At 71.7% G+C, this 21038-nt stretch carries 16 protein-coding genes; 4 read left to right on the top strand and 12 right to left on the bottom strand.

What is annotated here, in order from left to right; all coding sequences use genetic code 11:
• Positions 1-397: 397 nt before the first annotated feature.
• Positions 398-1405, bottom strand: a complete 1008-nt coding sequence (locus ABT057_RS09530) for a stage II sporulation protein M (RefSeq protein ID WP_352341885.1) — start codon at positions 1403-1405, stop codon at positions 398-400.
• A 131-nt stretch (positions 1406-1536) separates the two neighbouring features.
• Between ABT057_RS09530 and ABT057_RS09525 the strand changes: the two genes are divergently transcribed.
• Entirely contained in the window at positions 1537-2499 is a 963-nt protein-coding gene (locus ABT057_RS09525; RefSeq protein WP_352341884.1) for an RDD family protein, read from the top strand.
• Positions 2500-2539: 40 nt separating this feature from the next.
• On the opposite strand, the gene ABT057_RS09520 is transcribed toward ABT057_RS09525, so the two are convergent.
• Both ABT057_RS09520 and ahcY read right to left on the bottom strand, forming a co-directional pair.
• Positions 2540-3154 (bottom strand): hypothetical protein, encoded by a 615-nt coding sequence (locus tag ABT057_RS09520; protein WP_352341883.1) that lies wholly within the window; start codon positions 3152-3154, stop codon positions 2540-2542.
• Positions 3155-3299: 145 nt separating this feature from the next.
• Positions 3300-4757, bottom strand: a complete 1458-nt coding sequence (ahcY, locus tag ABT057_RS09515; protein ID WP_352341882.1) for an adenosylhomocysteinase — start codon at positions 4755-4757, stop codon at positions 3300-3302.
• A 495-nt stretch (positions 4758-5252) separates the two neighbouring features.
• On the opposite strand from ahcY, the gene ABT057_RS09510 reads away from it, so the two are divergent.
• Positions 5253-7355 (top strand): fructose-specific PTS transporter subunit EIIC, encoded by a 2103-nt coding sequence (locus ABT057_RS09510; protein WP_352341881.1) that lies wholly within the window; start codon positions 5253-5255, stop codon positions 7353-7355.
• A gap of 59 nt (positions 7356-7414) precedes the next feature.
• Here ABT057_RS09510 and ABT057_RS09505 read toward each other — a convergent pair whose 3' ends face one another.
• From ABT057_RS09505 to ABT057_RS09480, 6 genes are all read right to left on the bottom strand, one after another.
• Positions 7415-8395 carry a cation diffusion facilitator family transporter gene (locus ABT057_RS09505; RefSeq protein WP_352341880.1) on the bottom strand — a complete coding sequence of 327 codons (981 nt, stop codon included), beginning with the start codon at positions 8393-8395 and terminating at the stop codon, positions 7415-7417.
• Positions 8396-8539: 144 nt separating this feature from the next.
• Positions 8540-9691 (bottom strand): mannose-6-phosphate isomerase, class I, encoded by a 1152-nt coding sequence (gene manA / locus ABT057_RS09500; RefSeq protein ID WP_352341879.1) that lies wholly within the window; start codon positions 9689-9691, stop codon positions 8540-8542.
• Between the two features lie 72 nt (positions 9692-9763).
• Positions 9764-10897, bottom strand: a complete 1134-nt coding sequence (locus ABT057_RS09495; protein WP_352341878.1) for an SIS domain-containing protein — start codon at positions 10895-10897, stop codon at positions 9764-9766.
• Between the two features lie 117 nt (positions 10898-11014).
• Entirely contained in the window at positions 11015-11185 is a 171-nt protein-coding gene (locus tag ABT057_RS09490) for a Trm112 family protein (RefSeq protein ID WP_109005418.1), read from the bottom strand.
• A 152-nt stretch (positions 11186-11337) separates the two neighbouring features.
• Positions 11338-12702: a phosphomannomutase/phosphoglucomutase gene (locus tag ABT057_RS09485; RefSeq protein WP_352341877.1), complete on the bottom strand. Its 1365-nt coding sequence runs from the start codon at positions 12700-12702 to the stop codon at positions 11338-11340.
• Positions 12703-12839: 137 nt separating this feature from the next.
• A complete protein-coding gene (locus tag ABT057_RS09480; RefSeq protein ID WP_352341876.1) occupies positions 12840-13259 on the bottom strand; it encodes a DUF3499 domain-containing protein in 420 nt (139 codons plus the stop codon).
• A gap of 294 nt (positions 13260-13553) precedes the next feature.
• Here ABT057_RS09480 and ABT057_RS09475 point away from each other — a divergent pair, with 294 nt between their 5' ends.
• On the top strand, positions 13554-14003 hold the full coding sequence (locus ABT057_RS09475; protein WP_352341905.1) for a metallopeptidase family protein: 450 nt from the start codon (positions 13554-13556) through the stop codon (positions 14001-14003).
• A 25-nt stretch (positions 14004-14028) separates the two neighbouring features.
• Here the strand turns inward: ABT057_RS09475 and ABT057_RS09470 are convergent, their stop codons facing one another.
• From ABT057_RS09470 to ABT057_RS09460, 3 genes are all read right to left on the bottom strand, one after another.
• Positions 14029-15582 (bottom strand): DUF5719 family protein, encoded by a 1554-nt coding sequence (locus tag ABT057_RS09470; RefSeq protein ID WP_352341875.1) that lies wholly within the window; start codon positions 15580-15582, stop codon positions 14029-14031.
• Complete coding sequence (locus ABT057_RS09465; RefSeq protein WP_502973837.1) at positions 15579-19301, bottom strand: glycosyltransferase; 3723 nt, start codon at positions 19299-19301, stop codon at positions 15579-15581. Before ABT057_RS09465 ends, ABT057_RS09470 begins: the two co-directional genes overlap by 4 nt.
• Positions 19302-19475: 174 nt before the next feature.
• The gene (locus tag ABT057_RS09460; RefSeq protein ID WP_030792866.1) at positions 19476-19739 is read right to left on the bottom strand and encodes a WhiB family transcriptional regulator; all 264 of its coding nucleotides are present in this window, start codon (positions 19737-19739) and stop codon (positions 19476-19478) included.
• A 749-nt stretch (positions 19740-20488) separates the two neighbouring features.
• Between ABT057_RS09460 and ABT057_RS09455 the strand changes: the two genes are divergently transcribed.
• Positions 20489-21001, top strand: a complete 513-nt coding sequence (locus tag ABT057_RS09455) for a cysteine dioxygenase (protein ID WP_352341873.1) — start codon at positions 20489-20491, stop codon at positions 20999-21001.
• Positions 21002-21038: the final 37 nt, after the last annotated feature.

Raw genomic sequence — 21038 nt, 5'->3', positions numbered from 1 at the left:
AAGGAACGAAAGCTTCCTTTGTACTCACCCGAGATACTCTCTCAGGCTTTCCTCCGGGCTTCCCTTCGGTCTTGCGTTTCCGACTCTATCAGACCGTTTCCCGATCCGATTTCCTCGGTGCTTTCCAGGCTCCCGCTTTTGTTTCGCGGTTTCCTTTCCGGCGGTTCCGACTTTATCAGAAGTTCCAGGCCGGTCTGACCGGCCATTCGTTTTCCGATTCATCGGGGGGCTCTGCGGAATCGATGTTCCGAGATGCCGATAGATAGGTTCTCATCGCTGCCGACCGGCTTGCATCCAGTTCCAGGCAACTGTTCAAATCTACCTCCCCACGCACTCCGTGTCAACGGCTCTTGTGGGGCGAAGAGGAGACTAGCAGTTCGGCGGGTGCGTTCGCACATCAGGCGGCTGTCGGCACCGTGGCACTGCGCTCGGCGGCCTGCAGGTCCCCTGTCTCACCGGCTCGCGCGGCCCTTCCGCCGAGTACGTGGACGTACGTGAGGAAGGCCAGTTCCGCGGTCACGCCGATGGCGACCCGAGCCCAGGTGGGCAGGCCCGACGGGGTGACGAAGCCTTCGATCGCGCCGGAGACGAAGAGGACGAGGGCCAGGCCGATGGCCATGGCGATCGCGGCCCGGCCCTCTTCCGCGAGGGCGGTGCGCCGGGAGCGCGGGCCGGGGTCGATGACGGTCCAGCCGAGGCGGAGTCCGGTGCCGGCGGCGACGAAGACCGCTGTCAGTTCGAGCAGGCCGTGGGGCAGGACCAGGCCGAGGAAGGTGTCCAGTCGGCCCACCGAGGACATGAGGCCGGCGCCCACGCCGAGGTTGAGCATGTTCTGGAAGAGGATCCAGAGCACCGGCAGTCCCAGGAAGACTCCCAGGACCAGGCACATCGCGGCGGCCTGGGCGTTGTTCGTCCACACCTGGGCGGCGAACGCCGCGGCCGGGTGGCTCGAGTAGTACGTCTCGTAACGGCCGCCGGGGCGGGTGAGCTCGCGCAGTTCGTCGGGGGCGGCGATGGAGGCCTGCACTTCCGGATGGGTGCCGATCCACCATCCCAGGAGGGCGGCGACGACGGTGGAGACGAGCGCGGTGGGGACCCACCAGTGGCGCGAGCGGTAGACGGCGGCCGGGAAGCCCTGGGTGAGGAAGCGGGTGACATCGCGCCAGGAGGCCCGGCGGGTGCCGGTGACGGCACTGCGCGCGCGTGCCACCAGTTGGCTCAGGCGTCCGGTGAGCTGGGGGTCGGGGGCGCTGGACTGGATCAGGGAGAGGTGGGTGGCGGTGCGCTGGTACAGGGTGACGAGTTCGTCGGCCTCGGCGCCGGTGAGTCTGCGGTGGCGGCGCAGGAGGGCGTCGAGGCGGTCCCATTCGGCCCGGTGGGCGGAGACGAAGACGTCGAGGTCCATCGGTGTGCCTGCTCCTCGGCTGTTCGTCGGCGACCGGTGGTGGGTGTCAGCTTGTCGTACTGGGGCGCGATGTGCCCTCAGCTTGGCAGACTGACGATGGCAGGGGCAGGTCAGGGAAGGGGCGGGCGACCGTGAGCGAACTGGTGACGGGTGAGGCGGTCGCGCTTGAGCTGCAACCCGCCAGGCTGCCCAGCAGAGGGTTGGCCATGTTGCTGGATCTGGTCGTGGTTCTGGTCGTCTATGTCGTCGTGAGTGTCGCGCTGCTGTTGTCGACGGCTTCCTTGGACGAGGCGGCGCGGATCGCGGTGTCCATCGCGACGTTCCTGTTGGTGCTGGTGGGCGGCCCGATCGCGGTGGAGACGCTGAGTCACGGGCGGTCCCTGGGGAAGATGGCGTGCGGGCTGCGTGTGGTGCGGGACGACGGCGGGCCGATCCGGTTCCGGCATGCGCTGGTGCGGGGTGCGCTGGGGGTGGTGGAGATCCTGCTGACGTTCGGGGTGGTGGCGTGTGTCGCCTCGCTGGTGTCGGCGCGGGGGCGGCGGCTGGGGGATGTGTTCGCCGGGACTCTGGTGGTGCGGGAACGGGTGCCCGTGGCGGGGGGCGGAGGCTTCGTGCCGCCCCCTCCGTGGCTGGCGGGACGGTTCCAGGGGCTCGATCTGTCGGCGGTGCCGGACGCGCTGTGGTTGGCGATCCGTCAGTGCCTGGGGCGGATGAACCAGCTGGATGCGCAGGTGGGGTGGGCGATGGCTGCGCGGCTGGCGGGTGACCTCGCGGAGCTGACGGGTGCGCCGGTGCCGCCGGGGGTGCCCCCGGCCGCGTTTCTGGCGGCGGTGGTGCAGGAGCGGCAGGTCCGGGAGGCGCGGCGGGCCTTCGGAAGTGGTCCGGCCGGCGGGGGCGCTGTGGCGGGGACGGCTGGTGTGTCCGGGCCACCGGCGCCGTACGGGCCGCCCGGGCCTTCTCGTCCTACGGCGATGCCCTCGCTCGGGCAGTCGTTTCCTCATGGTCCTGTCGCCCCGTCGTCCGTGGCCGGGCCGGGGGCGTCGGAGCGGGAGCGGGGCGAGGGGCGGGGCAGCGGGTTCGTGCCGCCGGCGTAGGGCTGTCCGGGGGCTGTTGGGCGGGGTGCGCCGGTCGGGTTCAGGTGAACGTCGACGGGGGTGATTCGAGGTCTTCGAGTTCGATGCCGGGGGCTGCGAGGACGACGTCGCCGGCGATGTGGACGGTGTGCCGATCGCCGGTGTCCAGGGCTGTGACCTGGTATTCGTCCACGGTCAGGGGGGCGTTGTCAGTGGCGTGTGTTTGTCTTTTCACCAGGGCCCAGGACTGGTCGACGGTGCGTGGGGCGAGGACCGGGTCGGTGAGGGCGACGAGGCGTACGCGGGTCGCGGGCGTGGAGGGGGTGAGGCGCAGGAGGCGGGTGGTGGCGATGAGGAACGCGGGGGAGGTGCCGGTGAAGGCGTGGGCGGGGGCGTTGCCTTCCGTGGCGTGGGTGCCGGTGGGGTCGGTGCGGACCCAGGTGACGCCGTCCAGGGCAGCGCCGCGTACCTGCCAGCTGTTCGCGTGGAGTTCGAGGCGGAGGGGGCGGCCGAGGTCGTCGAGGGTGAGGTCGACGGAGCCGGTGTGATCGCCCGTTGGGGTGGTCAGCTGGGAGACATAGCGCCAGCCGGAGGGGCCGGGGGCGCACTGGAAGTGTTCGTGTGCGAGGGGGGTGTGATCGTGCGGATCGTGGAGCGAATAGCGGCCGCGGGGCATGGGGGTCCTGGGGTCTGACGGGCTGGTCGGGCGCCGCGGCGGTCCGGCCGAGGGCCGAAGGGGCAGGCCCCCGACACGGGGGTGCGGGGGCCTGTCTCTGAGGTACTGCTACTGCGGCTGCGGCGCGCGGGTGCGCGCCGCAGGCTCAGTAGCGGTAGTGGTCCGGCTTGTACGGGCCGTCGACATCGACGCCGATGTAGGCGGCCTGCTCGGGGCGGAGGGTCGTCAGCTTGACGCCGAGGGCGTCCAGGTGGAGGCGGGCGACCTTCTCGTCCAGGTGCTTGGGCAACGTGTAGACGCCCACCGGGTACTCGTCGGGCTTGGTGAACAGCTCGATCTGGGCCAGCGTCTGGTCCGCGAAGGAGTTGGACATCACGAACGACGGGTGGCCGGTGGCGTTGCCCAGGTTCAGCAGGCGGCCCTCGGACAGGACGATGATGACCTTGCCGTCGGGGAAGGTCCAGGTGTGGACCTGGGGCTTGACCTCGTCCTTGACGATGCCGGGGGTCTTGGCGAGGCCGGCCATGTCGATCTCGTTGTCGAAGTGGCCGATGTTGCCGACGATGGCCTGGTGCTTCATCTTGGCCATGTCGGAGGCCATGATGATGTCCTTGTTGCCGGTCGTGGTGATGAAGATGTCGGCCTTGTCGATGACGTCGTCGAGGGTCGCGACCTGGTAGCCGTCCATCGCGGCCTGGAGGGCGCAGATGGGGTCGATCTCGGTGACGATGACGCGGGCGCCCTGGCCGCGCAGGGACTCCGCGCAGCCCTTGCCGACGTCGCCGTAGCCGAAGACGACGGCGGTCTTGCCGCCGATGAGGACGTCGGTGGCGCGGTTGATGCCGTCGATGAGGGAGTGGCGGCAGCCGTACTTGTTGTCGAACTTCGACTTGGTGACGGCGTCGTTGACGTTGATCGCCGGGAAGAGGAGAGCGCCGTCGCGCTGCATCTCGTAGAGGCGGTGGACGCCGGTGGTGGTCTCCTCGGTGACACCGCGGATCTCCGAGGCGAGCTGGGTCCACTTCTGGGAGCCGTCGGTGATGGTGCGGTTGAGGAGTTCGAGGACGACGCGGTGCTCCTCGTTCTCGGCGGTGTCGACGGAGGGGACCTTGCCGGCCTTCTCGTACTCGACGCCCTTGTGGACGAGGAGGGTGGCGTCACCGCCGTCGTCGAGGATCATGTTGGGGCCGCCGGTGGGGCTGTCCGGCCAGGTCAGGGCCTGCTCGGTGCACCACCAGTACTCCTCCAGCGTCTCGCCCTTCCAGGCGAAGACCGGGACGCCCTGCGGGTTGTCCACGGTGCCGTTCGGGCCGACGGCGATGGCGGCGGCCGCGTGGTCCTGGGTGGAGAAGATGTTGCAGGAGGCCCAGCGGACCTGGGCGCCGAGGGCGACCAGGGTCTCGATGAGGACGGCGGTCTGCACGGTCATGTGCAGGGAGCCGGTGACGCGGGCGCCGGCGAGGGGCTGGGCCTCGGCGTACTCCTTGCGGATGGCCATGAGGCCGGGCATCTCGTGCTCGGCGAGGGTGATCTCCTTGCGGCCGAAGGTGGCCAGGGAGAGGTCGGCGACCTTGAAGTCCTGTCGGTTGTCGACAGTCGTCATGGTGGGCTGCTCCTCGGGGTTGGGGCGAGGTGTGGGCAGGGCTGGTCTGCGCGGCGGCGGACACAGGGGTGCCCGAAGAGGACACAGGCATGCCCGCGTGCGCGCAGCGCAGTCCGTCGGAGGCCCTCTCTCCCTCGGTCGGTCCGTATCTGGACCGCCCGACCGCCATCAGCAGCGACGTCTGGCTTCGTCCCAAGCTACACCGGTCGGCCGGGGCGGCCCCAGTCCGCCTCCGAATACATCGAGCCGATCACGGAGTGTCGTCCGGTGCGCCGTCGGGGTGGCGTCGGACGTTCTGGTCGGGCGGCGTGGCGGCGGTGACCGGCCGCCGTGAGGTGTGGAACAGGCGACAACGGACCAGGTCATGCTGAGACTTTTGCTTGTTGGGCGGCTGGGGCAAGTGATGGGGGATGTGCAGAGATCGGAACACCTGATCGATCTTGCGGGGGCGTCGGAGACGGCGTGTCCGCGTGACAATGACGTTAGGAGATCGACGTGACCAATCCGGCCGGACCTCCCTCCACGGGCGGCGGCGACGGCGGGCGGCGGAGGTTGAAGCTGCTCGCGGTGACCGCGTGCCCGACGGGCATCGCCCACACCTACATGGCCGCGGAGAAGCTCGCGCAGGCCGCCGAGAGCCGTGGCATCGACATGAAGGTGGAGACGCAGGGATCCATCGGGGTCGAGAACGTCCTCGACGACAACGATGTCAGCAGTGCGGACGGTGTCATCGTCGCCGCGGACAAGGACGTGGACCTGAGCCGCTTCGTGGGCAAGCGGGTTCTGAGCGTGGGGGTGGCGGAGGGGATTCGCCACCCTGAGCGGTTGATCGAGCGGGTGCGGTCGGCGCCTGTCCACACGGGGGGCGCCGCTCCGGCCGCGTCGTCGTCGGGCGGCAAGGAGCGGAGTGTCACGTACAAGGCGTTGATGAACGGGGTCAGCTACATGATCCCGTTCGTGGTGGTCGGCGGGCTGCTGATCGCGATCTCGCTGTCGCTCGGCGGGCACACCGACCCGTCCGGCGGTCTGGTCATCCCGAAGGACTCCTTCTGGATGGACATCAACAACATCGGTGTCATCGGCTTCACGCTGATGGTGCCGATCCTGTCCGGCTACATCGCCTATGCCATCGGCGACCGGCCGGCGCTGGTGCCCGGCATGATCGGTGGCTGGATCGCCAACACGGGGTCGCTGTACGACTCGAAGGCGGGCGCCGGGTTCATCGGGGCGATCGTGACCGGGTTCCTCGCCGGGTACGTGGTGCTGTGGATCAAGAAGGTCAGGGTGCCGAAGTTCGTGCAGCCGATCATGCCGATCATCGTGATCCCGATCGTGGCGACCACGGCGCTGGGGCTGTTCTTCATCTACGTCATCGGGAAGCCGATCTCCTGGGTGTTCGAGCATCTGACCAGTTGGCTCACGGGGATGACGGGCACGAGCGCGATCCTGCTCGGCGCGATTCTGGGGCTCATGATCGCGTTCGACATGGGTGGGCCGGTCAACAAGACGGCGTTCCTTTTCGGCGCGGGGCTCATCGCGACCGGCAACCAGACGGTCATGGGCATGTGCGCGGCCGCGATCCCGGTCATGCCGCTGGGGCAGGGTCTGGCCACGCTGGTACGGAAGCAGATCTACACCGATCAGGAGCGGGAGACCGGCCTGGCCTCGCTGTTCATGGGGTGCTTCGGGATCTCCGAGGGCGCGATCCCGTTCGCGGCGGCGCGGCCCGCGCAGGTCATTCCGGCCAACATGCTCGGTGGCGCGACGGCGGGTGCGATCGCCGGTGTCGCCGGGGTGGAGGACGCGGTGCCGCACGGCGGGCCGATCGTGGCGGTGCTGGGTGCGGTGAGCGGGGTCCCGATGTTCTTCGTGGCCGTGGTGATCGGCACGGTGGTCACCGCGGTGACGACGATCGCGCTGATCGACGTCAGTGACCGCAAGCGCAAGGGTGCGCCGGTGGCCGGACCGGGTGTGACGGGGCTGCTCGAGCCCGCGCTGGTCGGGGTCGGCACCGGTGCGGCGGGGGCCGGGGCGGCCGGGGCCGTGGTGGCGCAGAGGGTCGTGGCGTCGGGTGCTCCCGCCGCGGAGGCCGCGCCGGCCGGGGCTCCGGAGGGCACCGGCGGCGGCACGGACGCCGATGGCGGAGTCCTCTCCGGCTATCTCACCGGGCAGACCGTGCGGGTCGGCCTCGGCGCCCGTGACAAGGAGGCCGCCGTCCGGGAGATGGCGGAGCTGCTCGCCCGGTCCGGCAAGGTGGCGGACGTGGACGAGCTGGTCGCCACCGCGTTGCGGCGGGAGGAGCAGGGCACTACCGGGCTCGGGGAGGAGATCGCGATTCCGCACGCCAAGACGGATGCGGTGACCGCCCCAGTCGTCGGGTTCGCACGGTCCGCGGAGGGCGTCGAGTGGGGCTCGCTGGACGGTACGAAGGCCAGGCTGGTCTTCATGATCGCCGTGCCGGAGGCGGCCGCGGGCGATGAACATCTGCGGATCCTGGCGCTGTTGTCGCGGAGGCTGATGGATCCCGGGTTCCGGGAACGGCTCACGGCGGCGCCGGACGAGAGGGCGGTGCTGGATGTGCTGAGCGAGATCCGGTGAGTGACGGGACCGCGTCCCTGTGCGGGGCGCGGTCCCGCACAGCCGTTTCGGAGGGGCTCTCAGTGTCCGGCGGGGTGCTGGGTGGGGCCGCCGGGGGTGGCCTCGGGGTCGGGGCCCTTGGCGGCTTCGGCCTCGCTGTAGATGTCGGGTTCGAGGTAGATGACGCGGGCGATGGGGACGGCCTTGCGGATGCGGGCCTCGGCGGCGTTGATGGCGGTGGCGACTTCGGTGGCGGTGTCGTCGTGCTGGACGGCGACCTTGGCGGCGACGAGGAGTTCCTCGGGGCCGAGGTGGAGGGTGCGCATGTGGATGATGCCGGTGACGGTTTCGCCGTCGACGATCGCGGCCTCGATCTTCTGGACGTCTTCGAGGCCGGCGGCCTCGCCGAGGAGGAGGGACTTGGTCTCGGCGGCGAGAACGAGGGCGATGAGGACGAGGAGGACGCCGATGCAGACGGTGCCGATGCCGTCCCAGATGCCGTCGCCGGTGAGGAGGGCGAGGCCGACGCCGCCGAGGGCGAGGATCAGGCCGATGAGCGCGCCGAAGTCCTCGAGGAGGACGACGGGCAGTTCGGGGGCCTTGGCGCGGCGGATGAACTGGGACCAGGAGAGGCCGCCGCGGAGTTCGTTGGACTCCTTGATCGCGGTGCGGAAGGAGAAGCCCTCGGCGATGATCGCGAAGGCGAGGACGCCGACCGGCCAGTACCAGTGTTCCAGTTCGTGGGGGTGCTTGATCTTCTCGTAGCCCTCGTAGATGGCGAACATGCCGCCGACGGAGAAGAGGACGATGGAGACGAGGAAGGCGTAGATGTAGCGCTCGCGGCCGTAGCCGAAGGGGTGCTGGGGGGTGGCTTCGCGTTGGGCCTTCTTGCCGCCGACGAGGAGGAGGGCCTGGTTGCCGGAGTCGGCGAGGGAGTGCACGCCCTCGGCGAGCATCGACGACGAGCCGCTGAAGGCGAACGCCACGAACTTCGATGCCGCGATCGCGAGGTTGGCTCCGAGTGCCGCCACGATCGCCCTGGTGCCGCCTGACGCGCTCATGAGTTCGCGTTGTCCCTTCGCCTTCGTATGTCCTGGTCGGCGTCGCCGTTCAGGCCTTTGCCCGTCCTTTGCCGGTGGGTCATTCTTGCAGCCCGGTCCGGGGACGGTTCGTCAGGTATCCACAAGGACGGTCCGACAATCGGTTCAGATGACCACGGTGGCCCGGAAGAGGGTGCCCACTCCGGACACCTCCGCCTTGTCGCCGGCCGGGACGAAGACCGACTGGCCGGGTGCCAGTTCGTGCTCGCCCGCGGTCACCTTCCCTGCGGTGCAGAGCAGGATCTGCGGGGTGGGGAGGGTGAGGTCGTGGGCGGAGGCGCCCTCGGGCAGCACGTACCGGGACAGGCGGAACTCGTCGATCGGGGTGTCGTAGACCTCTTCGCCGTCGGGTGAGGCCTCCGGGCGCAGGACGCCGGGGTCGCTCGCCTCGAAGCGGACGATGCGCAGGAGTTCGGGGACGTCGACGTGCTTGGGAGTGAGGCCGCAGCGCAGGACGTTGTCGGAGTTGGCCATGATCTCGACGCCGAGGCCGTCCAGGTAGGCGTGCGGGATGCCGGCGCCGAGGAACAGGGCCTCTCCGGGCTGGAGCCGGACGTGGTTGAGGAGCATGGCGGCGATGACGCCGGGGTCGCCGGGGTAGTGGTGGGCGATGCCGGCGTAGGGGGTGTAGTCGCCGCCCAGGCGGTCGCAGGCGGCTGCGGCGGCCGTGACGGTGTGGGCCATCTCCTCGGGGTCGGCGGTGAGGACGGCGGTGAGGACCTCGCGCAGGGCCGCTTCCTCGGGGCGGGCGTGCAGAAGGTCGACGTAGGGCTTGAGCGAGTCGACGCCGAGGCCGTCCAGGAGGGCGGCGGCCTCGAGCGGGGGGCGGAAGCCGCACAGGCCGTCGAACTCGGTGAGGGCGCAGATGAGTTCGGGCTTGTGGTTGGCGTCCTTGTAGTTGCGGTGCGGGGCGTCGACGGGGATGCCGCGGCGCTCTTCGTCCTCGTAACCCTCTTCGGCCTGTCGGCGGTCCGGGTGGACCTGGAGGGAGAGGGGGGCGCCCGCGGCGAGGAGTTTGAGGAGGAAGGGGAGGCGGGGGCCGAACTTGGTGACGGCCGGCGCGCCGAGTTCCTTCCGCGGGTCGGTGCCGATGACCTCGACGAGTGTGCCGCGCTCCGTGCGGGAGGGGGCGCCGGCGTGGGCACCCATCCACATCTCCGCCTGTGGTTCGCCGGTCGGCTCGGTGCCGAGCAGGTTGGGGATCGCGGTGGGGGAACCCCAGGCGTAGGGGCGGATGGTGTTGTCGAGGCGGTCCATGCGGTTCTCTGCCTGTCTGTCCGGCCGGCTGGTGGTACCGGCTGGTTGTGTCGTCGGTTCCGGGTCCTCGGATCAAGCCTGTGAAGCGAGCGCCAGGTAAACGGCGGCGAAATCCGTGGTGGCGATCAGTTCGGCGAGGGTGACGAGTTCGTCGCCGTCCTCCGGTTCGAGTTCGCTGATCGGTGTGTCGTGGCTGAGGGCCAGGTCGCGGGCGCTGGGGGCGGCGGTGAGGCCGCCGATCGGCCGGTCGCGGAGCAGCACCACGCGCGCGTGCAGGGCGGGGGGTTCCTCGACGCGGTCGCGGAAGAAGTCGTCGGGGTCGGCGCTGGCGGCGAGGGGGCCGGCGAGCAGGGCGCTGTGTTCGGCGAGGGCCTCGGGGAGTTCGGCGACGAGGGCGGGGCGGCCGGCGAGTTCGGCGAGGGCGGCGGCGAAGCGGCGGCCCGCGGGGCCCGCCGAGGTGCCCTCGGTCCAGATCACCGGGAGGGCGTCGGCGAGTTCGGCGGCGAGGGTCTTCGCCGGGTTGCTGTACGTCGCGATGGCGGGGCCGCAGCGTTCGGCGACCTGGTCGAGACGGTCGGCGACCTTCTCGAGCGCCTCGGCGGGGGCGGAGAGCAGGGCGATGCGGTCGAGGAGCGCGAGGAGCGGGGTGAGGAGGGCCCACAGGACGCCGGGGGCGGAGGCGGCGACGGGGGGCTGCTCGTCCTGTTCGTACGGGGCGGTCGCGAGCGGTACGAACAGGCCGTGCGTGGCGCCGGCCGCCTCGCTGAGGGGGGTACGGGCGGGGGCCACGGCGACGACGGTGCAGCCTCGTCGGTAGGCCTGCTCGGAGAGGAGGGAGAGGCCGGGCTCGGTGCCGTCCGGGGTGGCGATGAGGAGGAGGTCGACGGAGCCGGCCCAGCCGGGGAGGTCCCAGCGCAGGGCGCCCGCGGCGGGGGCGACGCCGGTGGGGGCGAGGCGGGTGACGGGGCAGGCGGCGCCGGCGAGGGTGCCGAGGAGGTCGGCCACGCAGGTGGCGGCGGCGCCGGGGCCCGCGATGAGGATCGCCCGGGGGCGGCCGTCCGGTTTGAGGGCGTGCACTCCGGCCTCGGCGGCGTGGCGGGCGGCGGTGCGGACGCGGGCGCCGGCTTCGGCCGCGCCGCGCAGGAGGGCACGGTGGTCGGCCTCGGCGAGGGCCTCCGGCGTGTCGAGCAGCGAGTCGTCGAGCATGGCGGGAGTCTCCGATCGCCGGGCGGGGCGGGGCGGGTTCGGGCTGGGGGCGGGCCTGGGCCGGGGCGGATGGCCGGGGACTGCGCGGGGGGCGCGAGCCGGACTCCGCGGGGCGGGTCAGGCGGGGCGGCGGGCCTCGTCGACGAGGAGGACGGGGATGCCGTCGCGGACGGGGTACGCGAGACCGCAGTCCTGGCCGGTGCAGATCAGCTCGGAATCCTGCTCCTTGAGAGGGGCGTGGCAGGCCGGGCAGGCGAGGATCTCCAGGAGGCCGGCTTCGAGCGGCATGGGGGGTCCTTTCGGGGGTCGGACGGGCTGGGCCGGGGTGTGCGGATGTGCCTGGTCAGGGTACCGCTGGTGCGGGTGTGGTGGTGGGGTGCCGCCGGTTCGCTCCCCGATGTTCCCCACCCCGCCCGAGAGTTCGGCCCCGCCCCGGGGGCTCAGCCCCGGATGATCGACAGTGCCTCGTCCCTGATCTTGGCCATGGTGGGTTCGTCCCGGGCTTCCGCGTTGAGGCGGAGGAGGGGTTCCGTGTTGGAGGGGCGGACGTTGAACCACCAGTCGGTGGAGGTGACGGTGAGGCCGTCGAGTTCGTCGAAGGCGATGTCCGGTCGGTCGCCGTAGGCCGCCTTGATCGCCGCGATGCGGGCCGCCTGGTCGGTGACCGTGGAGTTGATCTCGCCGGACCCCGTGTACCGGTCGTAGGCGGAGACCAGGGAGGAGAGGGGGTTCTCCTGGCCGCCGAGGGCGGCGAGGACGTGGAGGGCCGCCAGCATGCCCGTGTCGGCGTTCCAGAAGTCCTTGAAGTAGTAGTGGGCGGAGTGTTCGCCGCCGAAGACGGCGCCGGAGCGGGCCATCTCCGCCTTGATGAAGGAGTGGCCGACCCGGGTGCGGACCGCGGTGCCGCCGTTCTCCCGCACCACCTCGGGGACGGTCCAGGACGTGATCAGGTTGTGGATGATCGTGCCCTTGCCGCCGTGCCTGGCCAGTTCGCGGACGGCGACCAGGGCGGTGATCGCGGACGGGGAGACCGGCTCGCCCCGTTCGTCGATCACGAAGCAGCGGTCGGCGTCGCCGTCGAAGGCGAGGCCCAGGTCGGCCGACTCCTCACGGACGCGTTTCTGCAGGTCCACGAGGTTGGCCGGGTCGAGGGGGTTGGCCTCGTGGTTGGGGAAGGTGCCGTCGAGTTCGAAGTACATCGGGACGACGGTCAGGGGGAGGCCGTCGAAGACGGTGGGGACGGTGTGGCCGCCCATGCCGTTGCCCGCGTCGACGACGACCTTCAGGGGGCGGATGGAGGTCAGGTCGACGAGTGAGCGCAGGTACGCCGCGTAGTCCTTCAACGTGTCGGTCCGGGTGACGGTTCCCGGCACGGAGGAGGGCTCGGGAGCGCCGGTCCCGGTCCAGCGCTCCACCAGGGCGCGGATCTCCGCCAGGCCCGTGTCCTGGCCGACGGGGGCGGCGCCGGCGCGGCACAGTTTGATGCCGTTGTACCGGGCCGGGTTGTGGGAGGCGGTGAACATCGCGCCGGGCAGGTTCAGGGCGCCCGAGGCGTAGTAGAGCTGGTCCGTGGAGCACAGGCCGATCTCCGTGACGTCTACGCCGAGTGCGGCGGCGCCGCGGGCGAAGGCGCCGCTCAGGCCGGGCGAGGAAGGACGCATGTCATGGCCGACGACGATCGCCCGGGCGGCGGTCACCTGGGCGAAGGCCGCTCCGAAGAGTTCCGCGAGGGACTCGTCCCACTGGTCCGGGACCACTCCGCGTACGTCGTACGCCTTCACGATCTGCGACAGATCAGCAGCCACGGCAAACCTTCCTGGAAGTCCTGTGCAGTGGCCACAAACTACCCGGATCGGTTCGCCCTCCGCCGTGAGTCCCCCCGGCGGACCCGCAGAAGCAGCCGTGCGCGCTAATGAGCGCGTCTGCGACAGGCGTGCGGGTGTCAGTTGTCCGGCGAGCGCAGCACCCGCAGATGGCCGCGGCGGGCGACCTCCATCGGGTCCGCCCTGCGTCCGCCGCCGGCCTGCGCCGCGCGCTCCTGCGGGCGGGCCGCCTCGCGAACGGCGTTGGCAAGCGCTTCCAGATCGTCGCCGCTGGGGCGCGCGGGAGCCGAGCCGTCGAGCAGTCGGACGACCTCCCAGCCGCGGGGGGCGGTGAGGCGCTCGGAGTGCTCGGCGCACAGGTCGTAGCAGTGGGGTTCGGCGTAGGTGGCGAGCGGGCCGAGGACCGCGGTCGAGTCGGCGTAGACGTACGTCAGCGTCGCGACGGCGGGTCGGCCGCAGGCGGTTCGCGAACAGCGACGTACAGGGCTCACGACGTTGGACGGTACCGCACTCTTGAGCGGGCCGCGACGACTCTCCACCAGGTCACTCCACCGTGTCGTGTTGTGCAACGCCCCACGGGCCTCACCAGTCATACCCCGCTGACCTGCACTGACACCAGTCCTTGACGGCAGGAGGAATCAAGGCCGCGACCGTCCACCCGGACAAAGGGCATCAATTGTCATGAGTTTCCCGGTCTCGGAGAGATACGGAATCGAGCCCAACCTTGGCTGGAATGGTCATCCCGCGACATGGGGTACGCGACGGCCGGGACGCCCCGGGATGCCGCGCGGGGCCGGGCACCCGGTCGCGGCGGGGTCTACGCTTCAGTAGTGATGGACAACCCCGTACCACCCCGTGCCACCGGCCCCGGGCCCCGCCGCCGCGATCGTCACGGCCGGGGCATGCGGGGCCCGATCGCGCCCCCTCAGGTGCCGTTGGCCGCCAGCCGCGCCGAGGCGTTCGCCGATCTGGTGCAGGACTCCGTGGAGCGGCTGGAGCGGCGCTGGCCGCAGCTGGCCGACATCGACTTCGTGGTCCTCGAGGTGCCGCGGCCGGCCGCGGCCGGGGAGCCGTGGAACGACGAGGCGGTGCCGCTCGGCGGGACGGTCCCCTCGCGTGAGGGACGGCGGGCCCGGGTGGTCGTCTACCGGCGGCCGGTGGAGATCCGCACCAAGGGACGCGACGAACGGGCCGCGCTGGTCCACGAGATCGTCGTGGAGCAGGTGGCGGAACTGCTGGGGCTGACCCCGGAGACGGTGGATCCGCGCTACGGCGAGGACTGACCGCCGCCCCCGGGAGCCGGCGGGGCTACTTCTGCAGTACCGCGACGTCCTCGTCCGCGGCCGGGACCTCGACCGTGCCGCGGTCGTCCGGGAGGGTCTGGATCGTGAAGCCCCGGACGCCCTCCTTGTCCGCCGCCAGGGTGCGCGCGGCGTAGACCGGGGTGGCGCCGAGAGGTTCCACGGTCAGGGCGAACGTGCCCTTCAGGCCTTCCGGGACGGGGAGTTCGACGTTCTCAGTGGTGCCGGACCTGATCGTGTACGTCTTGGACACGGCCGTTCCGCCCTCACTGCCCGCGGAGGCCGTGACCTTCACCTTGGCGGTGCCCTTCGGCGCGGTCAGGGAGAGCGTGGAGCCCTTGGCGGTGTTGTCGGCGGCGGACGCGCGCGCGGCGACCGGCCCGGTCGCCGGGATGAACGCCGACTCCTGGCCGGAGCCCTTGCCGCGCAGGACCCGGACGGCCGCGACGACCGGCGTCGACGTCCCGGTCGGGGTCAGGACCAGCGAACCGGCCTCCCCGCGCGTGACGTCGCCCAGGTCGACGGCGGCCGTCATGCCCGCCTTGACGTGCAGCGTCTCGTGTCCGGCCGGGGTGATCGGGCCGGTGGGCGAGGCGAGTTGGACCTTCAGGTCGGCGTCGGTGTCGCCCGGCGCGAAGGCGACCAGCCGGACGGCGGTGGCGTCCGCGGGGATGCCGGGGATGACCAGGCTGCTCGACGGGTCGGTGGCGGAGGCCAGCCAGTCGCCGCCGAGTTTGTCGTCCAGGGCCTGGACCGAGGCGCCGACGCGGCCGCTGCGCACGTTGACGTGGACGGTGAGGTCCTCCTGCTTCTCGTCCGTGAGCGTGGACAGCAGGATCGGCTCGCTGGAGTTCGGCGGGACCGTGATGCCCTCCCCCACCGTGGTCTTTACGGCGCCGTCCTTGCCGTAGAGCTCGATGTCGGCGACGGCGGCGGAGTCGTCCGGGTTGGTGAGGTGGACGTAGTCGGTGCGGTCGGCGGCCGTGCTGACGCCCGGGAACCAGAACTCGGTGTCGGCCGGGGTGCAGGTGACGCCCTGCAGTCCGCGGCCGGTTCCGGCGGCGACCTCGGTGGTCTCCTGGACCGTCCAGCCGGGCGCGGACCTGCCCTCGGCGGTGCCCACGAGGGCGGGCGAGTCGCCGCCGGAGGTGTCCCCGGTGGCCGGGGTGCCGGGCGCCTTGGGGGTCACGACGGGCTTTTCGGCCTTCTCCGTCTTGTCCGTCTTCTTCTCGTCCTTGTTCTTGTTCTCGTCCTTGTTCTTGTCCCCGTCCCCGTTGCTCGCGTCGTCTTCGCCCGTGTCCTCGGTGGCGGCGGTGAGTTCGGCGGTGCCGTCGCTGCCGGTGCCCTTCGTGACGGGCGTGAAGGACGTGTACGTCGTCTCGGCGATGTCGGAGGTGCTGGGCGCCGGGCAGAGCAGGCTCGTGCGCTCCACGGGCAGCACGGCGGCCGCCTTGGCCGTGCCGTCGCCGCCGGGGGCGGCGGGCTCGTTGAGCGTGGCGAACCCGGTGACGGCGGCCAGCGCGGCCGTGCCGGCGATCAGGGACAGGGTGGTGCGGTTCACTGCTGGCTCCCGTCGGGACGCTCGCTGCCGGTGCCGTGGGGGTGCTGCGCCGGGTCGTTCGCCGGGTCGTTGGCCGGGTCGTAGCCCTGGTCGCCGTAGCTCTGGTCGCCGTAGGCCTGGTCGTAGCCGTAGGTCTGCTCGTAGGGCGCCTGCCGGCCCTGGCCGTCGTAGGCGTACGGGTCGTACTGGCCGGCCTGGTAGGGGTCGTAGGTCTGCTGGTCGTAGTTCTGCTGGTCGTAGGTGCCCGCCTGGTACTGCTGGGCGCCCTGGTACTGCTCCCCCGGGTAACCGCCGTACTCGGCGCCCGCGTAGCTCGGCTGGTCCCAGTCGGCGTAGGACTGCTGCTGCGGGATCGCGGCCGGGGTCTCCTGCGCCGGCTCCGGCTCCTGCTGCTGCGGGGGCGGGAAGTCGTCGTCCTGGGCGGCGGCTTCCTCGGACTCCTCGGCCTGGGCGCGCAGGCGGCGGGCGCGGCGGCCCTCGCCCTCGGTGGCCTGGGCGGGGACCGGCTGCTCCTCGGGGAGGTCGTCGTCGACGTCGCGGCGGCGGCCGGGCAGGGCGAGCACGACCAGGACGAGGGCGAGGAAGCCCTGCGCCCACAGCCAGGCGGTGTGGGTGAACGGGTCGTCGTAGGTGACGTCCAGCTTCCCGCCGGAAGCGGGGAGTTCGAAGCCCTGGGCCCAGCCGTCGACGGTGGTGCGGGCGAGCGGCCTGCCGTCCAGGGTGGCGCTCCAGCCCTCGGCGGTCGCGTCGGCAAGGCGCAGGATCCGGCCGTCCGCGCCGGCCGGGATGGTGGTGTGGATGTCGACCGGGCCGGCGGCGACCGGGGTCGCCGTGCCCTTGCCGGAGGCGGCGACGATCGCCGCGCGGGAGACCTCCTGGTCGATCCGCCACAGGGCGCTGCCGTCCTGCTGGCTGAGCCGGCTCAGGCCGGGGGTCGCGTCCAGGACACGGGTGATCTCGCGGGGCGCGCCCTTGTGGACGAGGACGTAGCGCACGGCGAACTTGCCGAGCTGGTCGGTCTGGTCGGCACCGGAGCCGGCGACGAGGTTGGCGACGACCTTGTCGAGCGCGGCGTTCTCGCCGTCGGCGGCGGCGAGTTCGGCGTCGCCGAGGCGGGCGCCGGAGCCGCGGACCAGCATGTAGTCGACGCGCGCGGCGGAGTCGCTGTCGAGGACGAGGGTGCGGGCCTGGTCGCGGGTGCCGGCCTCCTCGGCGACGAACGCGGGAACCTGCACGGGGTCGCGGCGCTCCAGCGGGCCGTCGGCGCCGCCGATCATCCAGCCCGCGGCGAGGAGCAGGGGGCCCGCGGCGGAGGCGAAGGCGATGAGGGCGGCCACCGGCTGGCGCCAGCCGAAGCTCTGCTCGGCGACCCGCGCGCGTGCGCCGTCGGCGCCGATGACCGCGGCGGCCAGGAGGGCGATGCCGTAGACGAGGGTGGCGGGGCCGGCCCAGGTGGAGGCGTTGGACAGGACGGCGAAGACGAGGGCGACCAGGGCGACCGCCCAGGCCGTCCAGATTCCGGACTGACGCTCGGTGCGCAGCAGGGCCGCGAGGGCGGCGAGGACGATGCCGATGAGCATCAGCCCGTCGACCGTGCCGGGTCCGCCGGGGCTGGCGGCGAGCAGGTCGACCGCGGAGGCGGTGGACGGGGCGTGGTCCAGGCCGGCCTGGGTGAAGAAACCGGTCGGCAGGAGCGTCAGCGACCAGGGGGCGAGGATCAGCAGGGGGGTGCCGAGCTGGGCCAGGAAGCGCAGACCGTAGGCGGTGATGTCGGTGCGGCGCACGGCGAGGACGGCGAGGCCGAGGACGAGCGCGAGGGGCCAGACGATGGGGGTGAACGCGGTGGTGATCGTCAGCAGCAGGGCGTACGCCCAGGTGGCGCGCCAGCTGCCGCGGGCGCCGGAGGCGCTGGTCAGGCCGCCGGCGGCGGCTGCCGCGCGCGCGATGAGCGGCAGCAGGACGGCCAGCACTGCGGTGCCGACGCGGCCGCCGGCGAGGGCGCCGGTGGTGGCCGGGAGGAAGGCGTAGACGACGGCGGCCCACGCGCGCAGGAGGCGGGACTCGACGAGCGGGCGGGACGCGAAGTAGGCGGTGAATCCGGCGAGCGGCACCGAGCAGACGAGCAGCACGGTGAGGGCGAGGCCGGTCGAGCCGAGCAGCAGGGTGGCGAAGGTCGCGATGATCGCGAGGTAGGGCGGGGCGGCGGGGGTGCCGCCCGCGCCGACCGGGTGCCAGGCGTCGAGGTAGCGCGACCACAGTTCGGCGGCGTCGGCGGGAGCGGGCAGCAGGGCGCCGCCGGCGAGCGCGCCGGCGCCCAGGAGGTTGCGGCAGGCGACGAGGGACACCAGCAGCAGGGCGATGAAGAGGACCGGGCCGGGCTTGCGGGCGATGCGCTTGAGGCGGGCGAACTGCTCGATCTCCAGGAAGTCGGCGTCGTCGCCGCCCGGCCCGGACTCGATGCCGCCGCCGTGGCGTCCCGCGCCGCCGGCGGTCTCGGGGTCGTCGGCGCCGAAGAGGTTGCCGGCGACCTGTTCGACGGTGGCCCGCACGGTCGCGCCGGGCGGCGGGAACAGCGGCCGCAGCTCGCCCTTGTCGATCTGCGGCTTGCCACGCCTGCGTCGGGCGGCGACGATCCGCTCGGGCCGCAGCAGGGTGCCCAGCAGGCCGCGGATCTCGTCGACGGCCTGGCCGGGGACCTTGCCGACGAGGTTGGCGACCGTGCGCAGCAGGGTGCCGACGACCAGGCGCAGCAGGATCCAGGGCAGCAGGGCCGTACGGCTGTTGACGAGGAGGGTGTAGGCGGCGCCGGCCTTGTCGACCTTGTGCGGGGAGGCGGAGGTGCGGCCCGCGCAGTCGACGGTGCGGCGCTCGCGGGAGGCGGCCTCGGCGTGTCGTACGACGGCCTCGGGGGCGATGAGGACGCGGTGGCCGGCGGCGGTGGCGCGCCAGCACAGATCGACGTCGTCACGCATGAGGGGCAGTCTGCGGTCGAAGCCGCCGAGTTCCTCGAAGACGTCGCGGCGGATCAGCATGCCGGCGGTGGACACGGACAGCACGGTCCGCACGTGGTCGTGCTGGCCCTGGTCCTGTTCGCGGCGGTCCAGGCCGGTCCAGCGGCGGCCGGAGGAGGCGATGGTGACGCCGACCTCGAGGAGTTGGCGGCGGTCGTACCAGCCGCGCAGCTTGGGGCCGACGACGGCCACGTCGTCACGGCCCAGTTCGAGTTCGTTGTCCACGACGCGCAGCAGTTCGGCGAGGGCGTCGGGTTCGGGGGCGCAGTCGTCGTGCAGCAGCCACAGCCACTGGATCGGCTCTCCGTGCGGGAGCTCCGGCAGGTCGTAGGCGTCGTCGCGCCACGTGCGCGTGACGGGGTCCCAGCCGCTGGGGCGCTTGAGGTAGGGCAGTTCCTCGGGGGTGAGGACCGGGGCGGTGCGGTTCGCCTCCTCGACGGCCTGGCCGAAACCGGTACGCCGGGCGAGGTGCAGCACGCGGTCGTCGCCGAGGGTCTCGGTGACCAGCTGCGCGGAGTCGTCCGAGCTGCCGGTGTCGGCGGCCATGACGGACTGGACGGGGCGCTCCTGGCCGAGCAGCCCGGCGAGCGCGTCGGGCAGCCAGCGGGCACCGTCGTGGGAGACGAGGACCGCGGTGACGACGTGACGCGGGAACTCAGGGGAGGCGGCGCCGCCTTGGTGGGCTGCCATGTGACTGTGCACGGACATCGAGGTACGGGCCCCGGTTCGATGGACTGCGGTGGACGCCTGCGCCGTATGGGGACGGCGGGGTGTCTCGGACGAGCGACCACACTATCGGCTGGGCAGGACGACGGCCCGCCGCCTGTGGACAACCCACCTGCGACGGGCCGTTCACGACCTCGTGCGTCTTGTCCGTCCCGCTCAGACGGCCGCCTTCTTCAGCCTGCGGCGCTCCCGCTCGGAGAGGCCGCCCCAGATGCCGAAGCGCTCGTCGTTGGCGAGGGCGTACTCGAGGCACTCGGAGCGGACCTCGCAGGCGAGACAGACCTTCTTGGCCTCGCGGGTGGAGCCGCCCTTCTCGGGGAAGAAGGACTCGGGATCGGTCTGGGCGCACAGTGCGCGCTCCTGCCAGCCGAGTTCCTCACCCGCGTCGTCGACCAGCAGTTGCTGCACCAGCTCGGTCATGTGCGCCCCTCGCTCTGTCTTTCGCGTCCCCGTGTACGTGGCCGTTTTCCGATGTCGGCGACATGGCCATTACCGATGTCGGCCGAACGACACGAGTGAAATTACAAGTGTGCTGCTCCGGGCGAGTCAAGCCGAGATCTGCTATTGGGCCCCTTATTCACTCTGCGGAACCAAGGCCATGCGGTAAGTGTTCAAATCGCCATAAACCTTGACAAGGCAGATGAGGCCCTGGAGGGCGCTCGTCCCCGCACAGTGCTTGTACGGGGAAGGACGTCCAGAAGTTCGATCCCGTTGCGACCCGAGGGCGGAAGCGAACCGGATCACATTCGGATCACGGGCTCACAACGGCTCACGCACCCGGCTTGTGCGCCATGTGTCCCGGTCATCGCCTGCACAAACCTTTCACCTCGCAGATGCACCGGATGTGGTGAACCGCGTCCCGCATACCGGGCGCCGAGTTGACACGGGCAGGTGTGAGCCGCTGTCCTAGTGGGCATGCTCGCGAACTCGGCACTCACCTCGACCCGCTCCACCGGGTCCCACGGTGCTGCCCGCGCTCGCTGTAGCTGTTGTTGCTGTTCCAGCTGTTGAGCCAAGCGCGCTCCGGCTGCTCCACCTGAGTCCACCGCCGACTCGGCTGCTTGTTCCCCAGGCCCGCACCAGGGCTCCCCTGTTCCGCTCGTGACCCGGGCGGACGGCATGTGACACCCAGCCGCCCCCCACTCTCCCGCCGAGGAACACCCACCCCTATGAACAGCGACAGCGACCTCCAGATCGCCGGCGACATCCTCGAAGTCCCGCACCTCCTCCAGGCTCCGCGCGAGCACCCGGCCACCGTGGCCGAGTTCGTCGGCCTGGCCCGCTCCGTCGCGGCCGACCGCGCCCGGTGGGAGCACCTGGTGGAGTACGACGCGACGAGCCGCTGGTACCACCGGCTGCACACCGGCCCCGGCTACGAGGTGTGGCTGCTGTCCTGGGTGCCCGGCCAGGGCAGCGGGCTGCACGACCACGGCCGCTCCTCGGGTGTGCTGACCGTCCTGGACGGCGAGCTGACCGAGCGCACGGAGCGGGGGAAGCGGGTGCTGGGGGCGGGCACGCAGAGGGTGTTCGCGCCGGGGTACACGCACGAGGTGGTCAACGACACGCTGGAGCCGGCAGTGAGCCTGCACGTGTACTTCCCGGGACTGACCGAGATGCCGATGCACGCTCCGCGGTGCTCGGCGCCGGCGGCGTACGACGAGGTGGACACCGTCAGCGCGTAGGGCCGGCGGCGGGGGTGCCACTCGTACGGGTGGCCGG

Origin of the sequence: Streptomyces sp. NPDC002588 (assembly GCF_040295925.1) — a bacterium.
In the GTDB taxonomy this organism is placed as follows: Bacteria; Actinomycetota; Actinomycetes; order Streptomycetales; family Streptomycetaceae; genus Streptomyces.
The sequence above is the reverse complement of the archived record's forward strand: the minus strand, read 5'-3'. Positions and strand labels throughout refer to the sequence as shown.